Source organism: Pseudomonas cyclaminis (assembly GCF_015163715.1).
Classification (GTDB): domain Bacteria; phylum Pseudomonadota; class Gammaproteobacteria; order Pseudomonadales; family Pseudomonadaceae; genus Aquipseudomonas; species Aquipseudomonas cyclaminis.
The window spans coordinates 1-1,769 of record NZ_JADDUM010000306.1; the positions used below are offsets into that span (position 1 = coordinate 1).

The 1,769-nt window shown below is 59.3% G+C and carries 1 protein-coding gene; it reads left to right on the plus strand.

Annotated elements, in window-relative coordinates:
• Nucleotides 1-232 precede the first annotated feature (232 nt).
• On the plus strand, nucleotides 233-1,516 hold the full coding sequence (locus IQK56_RS29035) for an NAD(P)/FAD-dependent oxidoreductase (RefSeq protein ID WP_193864234.1): 1,284 nt from the start codon (nucleotides 233-235) through the stop codon (nucleotides 1,514-1,516).
• The last annotated feature ends 253 nt before the right edge of the window (nucleotides 1,517-1,769 follow it).

Here is a 1,769-nt window from a genome sequence, read left to right on the forward strand (position 1 = left end):
ACCCCCACCATGTCAAGGTGGTGCTCTAACCAACTGAGCTACGTGCCTGCTGTGAGGCGGCATTCTACGGAATTGTGGAGGACTGTCAACATCTTTTTTGCAGCTAACCCTATGAATATGCGAATTTTTTATTTGTAGCCGGTGCGGCCCGCGATTTCGGGTGGCTGGCAGGCAATTTTCAACTCAGGTAGGATCGGCGCACTCGTAAAAAATATAAAACAGAGGTTCCAGGATGGCGAACACCCCCTATCCCCAGTCGTATTACGCCGCTTCCGCGAATGCCGTTCCGCCGCGTTCGATGCTGCAGGGTGACGTCGAAACCGACGTGTGTGTAATTGGTGCCGGCTATACCGGCCTCTCCAGTGCGCTGTTCCTGCTGGAAAACGGCTTTCGCGTGACGGTGCTGGAAGCCGCCAAGGTGGGCTTTGGTGCGTCGGGCCGCAACGGCGGGCAAATCGTCAACAGCTACAGCCGCGATATCGATGTGATCGAGCGCAGCGTCGGCCCTCAACAGGCACAATTGCTGGGGCAGATGGCGTTCGAAGGTGGCAGGATCATTCGCGAGCGAGTCGCCAAGTACCAGATCCAGTGTGATTTAAAGGACGGCGGCGTGTTCGCAGCACTCAACAGCAAACACATGGGCCATCTGGAGTCACAGAAGCGCCTGTGGGAACGCTATGGCCACACTCAGCTGGAGTTGCTGGACGAGCGTCGCATCCGCGAGGTGGTCGCCTGTGAAAACTACGTGGGCGGCCTGCTGGACATGAGTGGCGGCCACATCCACCCGCTCAACCTGGCACTCGGCGAAGCAGCGGCCGTGGAGTCCCTGGGCGGCACGATCTACGAGCAATCGGCGGCAGTGCGTATCGAGCGCGGCGCCAACCCGGTGGTGCATACAGCCCAGGGCAAGGTGAGGGCCAAGTTCATCATCGTCGCGGGCAATGCCTATCTGGGCAATTTGGTGCCGGAGCTGGCCGCCAAGTCGATGCCCTGCGGCACGCAAGTCATCACCACGGCGCCGCTGGGGGATGAGCTGGCCAAGACTCTCCTCCCGCAGGATTACTGTGTGGAAGACTGCAACTACCTGCTCGACTACTACCGCCTTACAAGCGACAAGCGCCTGATCTTCGGCGGCGGCGTGGTATATGGCGCGCGCGACCCGGCGAATATCGAGGCGATCATCCGCCCGAAGATGCTCAAGGCGTTCCCTCAGCTCAAGGATGTGAAGATCGACTACGCCTGGACCGGCAATTTCCTGCTGACCCTGTCGCGCTTGCCGCAAGTGGGCCGCCTGGGCGACAACATCTACTACTCACAGGGCTGCAGCGGGCATGGCGTGACGTACACCCACCTGGCAGGCAAGGTACTGGCTGAGGCGCTGAGAGGCCAGGCAGAGCGTTTTGATGCGTTTGCAGACCTGCCGCATTATCCGTTCCCGGGCGGGCAACTGTTGCGCACGCCGTTTGCAGCGCTGGGGGCTTGGTACTACGGCTTGCGGGACAAACTGGGATTCTGACAACGCCATGGGAGCCGGCGCGCCGGCTCTTGCAACACCCCATCAAATCGCAGACACAAAAAACCCCGGTCTTTCGACCAGGGTCTTTGCTATCGGATCAAAGTAGCCAGAGGCTTGCTTTGTGCTCCAAGGCGTTCAGTGGGCCTTGAGGCAGATATGGCGCAGCGGACGGGACATGGCTCATCCTCTAACTGACTGAAAAATCAAAACTTGAACGACTCAGCGTTACGTCTGTGGCCTTTATTGTGTACTC